This is a genomic window from Marinobacter sp. UBA2498, from assembly GCF_002341575.1.
Taxonomy (GTDB): Bacteria; Pseudomonadota; Gammaproteobacteria; order Pseudomonadales; family Oleiphilaceae; genus Marinobacter; species Marinobacter manganoxydans.
On the sequence record NZ_DDOI01000039.1, the window covers coordinates 15,881 to 21,662 of the forward strand.

Below are 5,782 nucleotides of genomic sequence, written 5' to 3' on the forward strand. Positions count from 1 at the left end.
CAAACGCCGCCACCTGGATTTCGATGCCGGTCTCTACGACGTCATCTTCTTTCAAAGCCCTGACTGGGGTTGGACAGAGAAGGATGTGGACATTACCCGCCCGATCCTGGCCGACGAGGAACTTTATGTCGCTCTCAAGAAACCCGGCAGAGACTCCTCATTCTTTAACGACCTGCGCAACCGATCTATTGTGGCCATTTCCGGCTATTACTATGGTTTTACCGGGTACGAAACTGACAACTCCGTGCTGGAAGAAAAATTCAATATCGAGTTTTCCGACAGCCACACGCGCAACATGAATCTGATCAAGGCCGACCGGCCTTCTGTTGCCGAGGTTGCCATCATCAGCCGTTCTTACCTGCAGAAACATTTTGCCCAGCACCCGCAAGACCGGGACAAATTGCTGATCTCGAACGAGCCGGATCAACGCTACCAGCTCAGCATCATTGCCCGAAAGGGCGGCGCCCCGAGTGCGGACGAAATGCTTCGACTACTGGCGCCACTGGTGGACGACGGCCGCTACCGGCAACTCGTTGAAAACTGGGGCCTGCGGTTGCCAGCGGGCTTTCTGACCAGCTTCGAGGCACCCTGACTTCATCGCACGTCCAGGTTGAACGCCACGATAACGTTGCCCTCATCACCCACTTCCGCATTGCGGGCCGGACTCAGAAGGAACAATTGATCGGCAGGGACTCCGTGGGTTTGCTGCATGATGTTACGCAAGCTTTGGCCTCGCGAGGATGCCAGATTTCTCAATGCCTCCGGCGCAAGTGACCGCTCACCGGCCAGGTAGGCTTCCCGGGCCTCCTGCCATGCCTCCTCCGACAGGTCCTGCTCACCACTTGCAGTCAGTTCATCACGCAACAGGGCAAGGCCATCTGCCTGGGACTCAACGTTGCCACGTATGTTCAGCAACAGGTCCGGCCGGTCCAGCAGCGCGTCTGCCAGAGCGGCCAGCTTTTCCGCCTCGCCTTCGGCCAGTTGGATACTGCCGGGGATAAACCTCACCTTCCCGAGCTCCTCCCCGCTCAGGCCGGCGAGCTCGGCAATCGAGCCGAGCATACTGAACGGTGAGGCCGCTGCCTTGGCCAGAAGGTTCACGAACGCCCGCATCACAACTTTTCCGACGCTGAAGTCCGGGTCAGACAGGTCGCCGCTGATGGGCAAGTCGACTTCAATCACTCCCTTACTGTCCCGAAGCAGCGCGAGGCCGAGTTTTACCGGCGCATTAACGGCCTGATCACTGGCGATGGCCGAACCCAGCTCGAGACGATCCATCACCACCAGATTGGACGCATCGATCCTGGATCCGGCAATTTCATAATCAAGATTCAGGTTCAGCTTGCCACTGTCCACGCCATAACCCAGGTAACGACCAAAGTAAGGCGAAAGCGCAGGCAGGGACAATTCCTGCATATTCAGTTTCAGATCGCTGACATCCTCGGTACCAAGGGTGCCAATGGTGCCTTCAAAGTCCAGGTCCGCCACGCCGCCGACCCGGCCCCGGATAGAGACCTTGCCCTGTTGTGGGGAAATGTTGCTGAGGCCTGTCACGCTGCCGTTCAGCTCATCAAACCAGGTGGTAAACGCCGGCGCCAACGTGCGGTCGGTATACGCCAGCTCGCCATTTTCCAGCATCAGCTGGCCAATACGGAAAATGAACCCCGGCTCGGAATCCTCCCCCTGCTGAGCATCTGCGGTCGCCTCCTGCTGACCACCGGCCGCTGGCGCTTTGGCGATCCGCTCGACGTTGTGGATATTGTCGGTATTGCGGACAACGTTGATGACCGGCTGGGCCAGGGTCACCGTTCCTATTTCCAGGCGTGCCGGATACACGTTGTATTCAATAGGTGCCAGGCGCAGGGTTTGCCAGGAAACCAGCGAACCAGAACTGTCGGGCAGCTTCAGATCCAGACCGGCCACTTCCGCGGTGCCGCTGAAGGTGCCCGTGAGAGGCTCCTGCTGCCCATCCAGATCAAGGTTGCCGTCAACGCCCAGAGTGCCGCTGGTAATGGCGAGGTTGGCGCCTTCCTGAACGTAGGGCTCAAAGGCGGCCAGAGCGATGCCGTTTCCGGAGATGGCGGCTTCCAGGGTAAACGGTGCAGGTGTCAGCTGGCCGTTCAGTGACAGTTGGCCGCCACTGGCCAGGCTTCCGGTTATTTCGTAAGAGACCGGTTCTTCAAGTAGATGGCTCAGTGGCCCGATGGATGCGGAAAGCTGCTCTACGGCAATTTCAGTCGCTGTCGCCGGTTGACTGTCCTGCCAGAGAATACGCCCACCGGAGAGCGCGACGCCCGCCACTGACCAGCGGAATGGCTGGCCGCCGGTAGACGCTTCGCCGCCGCCCTCCGTCTCACCGTTGTTGGTGGCCAGCGGCGCCAACCAGTCAATCTCTCCGTTTGCGCTCCTGGCCACGGCCACATCGAGCTTGTCCAGAGAGACCTGGCCGATACGGATTTCGCGGCCATTCAAGTCGAACCCGACAGCATCCACAGAAAGCTCAGCGTTGGTCAATCTCGCCTGCTCACTCTGTTCATCCAGAGCGACGGCCAGATTCTCGAGTTGCAGCTGACCGTTGGCCGTCTCCAGGAAAAAGCCGTCGCCGGCCTGGATTTCATAGTCGGAGCTCAGGGTGACGCTGCCACCACGCAGATCATAGGGAAAGAAAGGAGCCAGGAAATGAGCCAGGGTTTCATAGCCCACCGATGACACCTTGAGCGTGCCGTTCGAGTAGAACGGGGCGACGCTCAGATCACCCTGCCACTCGATGGTCTGACTGCCCAGCGCCGCCAGCAGGGAGTAATCGCTGTCCTGCCCCTCGCGACGCCAGGTGGCCAGATCACTCAGGGTAAGATCCATCGGGGTAATCCGGAACTCGGCCATGTCCGCCTGGGTAAAATCCCGGAACAACATTTCGCCGCCGTTGAGTTCAATTTTCCCGAAGTACAGCCGGGGTGGCGCCGCCGCGTCATCCGATTGCGACGCTTCAGGCGCTGGTTCTGCAGGTCCCGGGTTGGCCGCCTGCCAGTCTCTCGCAAAATTGACGCTGTAGTCCTCCAGCAGATCCACCCGAACATAGGGCTCATCCAGCTGGATGGCTTCAAACCCGGCAATACCCCGAACCAGCTGGAAAAAGTTCATGTCCAACATGAGCCGGTCAAAGGCAACCACCTGCTCACCCTGGGGATCGTTGGCCGACAGACCCAGCGCCTCAACTCGAAGGGTGAACGGGTTGGTTCGGATATCAGTGATTTCTGCCTGCCAGCCCATACGCTGGTCCAGCTGCTCGGGTACCAGACGCTCCAGCCACCAGGGAAGTAGCAGGAAACCGGCCAGGGCATAGAGGATGAAAAGCACCAGGAATCCGATCAACAGATTCCTGGGCATATGACTGCGTTTACGGCTCTGGGCCACGGACATCTCCTTCTAAACGGCGGATTCCCGGGGCAATCTTGCCCACCTGCCTGTTCACAAGGATAGTCGTCCCAGAGGCTGTTTGTCAGCTGTGACGGTTATGACCCGGCATCACTAACTCCGGGTCGGCGGCCATGTTCGCAAATTCGCCGATCTCATTGAGGTCTCTGGGTACCATGGCAGCCCGCACCAACTTGCGGGTCGAATTGCCGGTTTTCGGATAGGCCGCCTGGCCGGCGCGCCAGGTAACCGGCATTGAAGGCGTGCCGATACGCTGATCAATCTGCCGCAACCGCTTGTACATGAAGGCATGCTGGCTATCTTCATGATCTGGCACCAGGGCAAAGAAGGCGCTGGCCGAGTATCGGGCGAGAAACACCTGATCCGACATCTGATCACGCAATGCCTCGCTGATTTCCCTGACGACCGCGTTCAACGACTCATCACCCATTCCGGTGGACAGTTCACGGAAGTTGGCGATGTCGAGGTAAATCAAGGCAAACGGGTTGCCGCGGTCGTTGTCCCGGGCAAGGATATCCAGCAGGCGTTGTTCCAGCGCTGACCGGTTGGGCAGGCCGGTAACGGCATCGGTAAAGGCAAGCTCTGCCACCCGTTTATCCTCTTCCGCCTTGAATGCCTCAAGTGCCCGCTGATGTTTTACATCCAGAACGGTCACAACCAGGGCCACGGCCAGCATCGCAATGCAGAAGACTGCCAGGGGTATTCCCATCCAGTTCCCCCGCAGGCCGTTGTCAGCTGCAGGCACGGCGCCCTCCGGAAAGGTCATCGCCATCATGCCCGTGTAATGCATCCCACAGATTGCAGCGGCCATCACCAGGGCGGCCACGAACTGTACCGCCAGGGTGCCGGATCCGTCCATGCCCTGCAGTTTCCGGCAGAGGGCAAGCGCAGCTCCCGAAGCCACAACGGCAATCGCGATCGAAATCAGCAAAAATACGGTGTTAAACGTTGGCGGCGCTGACATGCGCATGGCATACATGCCCAGGTAGTGCATCACTACGATACCGCTGGCCATGGACAGGGTCGCACTGACGAACAGAGGGACTCCCAATTGTTTGCGCCCGATGATGTGCAGAGCCACACCGGAAGCGAGCACGGCTGCGAGCCAGGAAACCAACGTCATCATCACATCAAACGACATGGGAACACCCATCGGCATAGCCCGCATTCCGACGAAATGCATCGTCCAGACTCCGGTGCCCATCAGCAGGGCGCCGGCCAGTAGCCATTTCCGACGTTCGCCAGACTCCGCATTAACGAGTCTGGCACCAAAAAACAGAGCCGCATAAGCTGCCAATACAGCAACCAGAAAGGAGGCGACAACCAGGGGCAGATCATATTCGGACATCATTTGTGCAAACCTTTGTTTTGTGTGTGCGCGCGGGCCAGCCAGGCAGTTTGCCCAAACCAGACCCGCATCGGCGTCGAAGGAGATACGGGCCAGCTGTGATACAGGTCTCACTTTATTGTTGGGTTTATGTAACCGTTTCAGACATAAGCAGCGCTGACAGTGAACCCTGAACCCGATATGCTTCTGGCTCGTATTTCTCCCGGGGCGTTTTACGCGCAGGCAAGAGGACAGGTTATGGACATCGGCGATATGCGTCGTGATTTCGAGAGCGAGGGGCTGGATCGCGATGCACTGGACAATAATCCGGTGCAGCAGTTCCAGAACTGGTTTGAGGATGCCCGGGAAGCAGGCATTCTGGAACCCAACGCCATGTCGCTGGCGACCACGGGGCAGGACGGCATGCCAGATCTCCGCACGGTATTGCTGAAGTACTTCGACGACCATGGCTTTGTGTTCTACACCAACTACGGCAGTCGCAAAGCGAAGGAGATGGAGGAAAATCCGCAGGCGGCGCTTTTGTTCCCCTGGATCGGATTGAACCGACAAGTAAGGATCCAGGGTGCCGTTGAGAAAGTCAGCAAGGCCGAATCCCTGCGGTACTTCGCATCGCGCCCCAGGGGCAGCCAGATCGGCGCCTGGGTTTCCGAACAGAGCAAGGCCATTACGTCCAGGGGCCTACTCGAACAGAAGGTTGCCGAAATCAAGCGGAAGTTCAGCGAGGGCGAAGTGCCTCTTCCCAGCTTCTGGGGCGGCTATCGCATCGTGCCGGAGCGTATCGAATTCTGGCAGGGCAGGCCCAGCCGGCTTCACGACCGTTTTGAATATGTGAGGAAAGGCGATGGCTGGCTCATCCAGCGACTTCAACCCTGAATCCCGGCCGTCGGTCTGGCTGTGTCACCAGACCGACGGGCCCGAAATTGCGCACCCGCACTGGCTGACTGACTACGAACGCCAGACAGCGAGCAAGTTCAGCGGTCCCCGGGAACGAGAATACCT

4 protein-coding genes are annotated in these 5,782 nt (G+C 58.8%); 2 read left to right on the plus strand and 2 right to left on the minus strand.

Annotated elements, in window-relative coordinates; translation table 11 throughout:
• Positions 1–592 (plus strand): transporter substrate-binding domain-containing protein (locus B2W52_RS04275; RefSeq protein ID WP_286801521.1); only part of this gene is annotated, 592 nt, incomplete at its 5' end.
• 2 nt (positions 593–594) lie between these two features.
• On the opposite strand, the gene B2W52_RS04280 is transcribed toward B2W52_RS04275, so the two are convergent.
• Together B2W52_RS04280 and B2W52_RS04285 are read right to left on the minus strand one after the other, a co-directional pair.
• A complete protein-coding gene (locus B2W52_RS04280) occupies positions 595–3,420 on the minus strand; it encodes a DUF748 domain-containing protein (RefSeq protein ID WP_039882155.1) in 2,826 nt (941 codons plus the stop codon).
• A gap of 79 nt (positions 3,421–3,499) precedes the next feature.
• Positions 3,500–4,786 carry an MHYT domain-containing protein gene (locus B2W52_RS04285; protein ID WP_008176902.1) on the minus strand — a complete coding sequence of 429 codons (1,287 nt, stop codon included), beginning with the start codon at positions 4,784–4,786 and terminating at the stop codon, positions 3,500–3,502.
• Positions 4,787–5,020: 234 nt separating this feature from the next.
• On the opposite strand from B2W52_RS04285, the gene pdxH reads away from it, so the two are divergent.
• The gene (gene pdxH, locus B2W52_RS04290; RefSeq protein WP_008176900.1) at positions 5,021–5,656 is read left to right on the plus strand and encodes a pyridoxamine 5'-phosphate oxidase; all 636 of its coding nucleotides are present in this window, start codon (positions 5,021–5,023) and stop codon (positions 5,654–5,656) included.
• Positions 5,657–5,782: the final 126 nt, after the last annotated feature.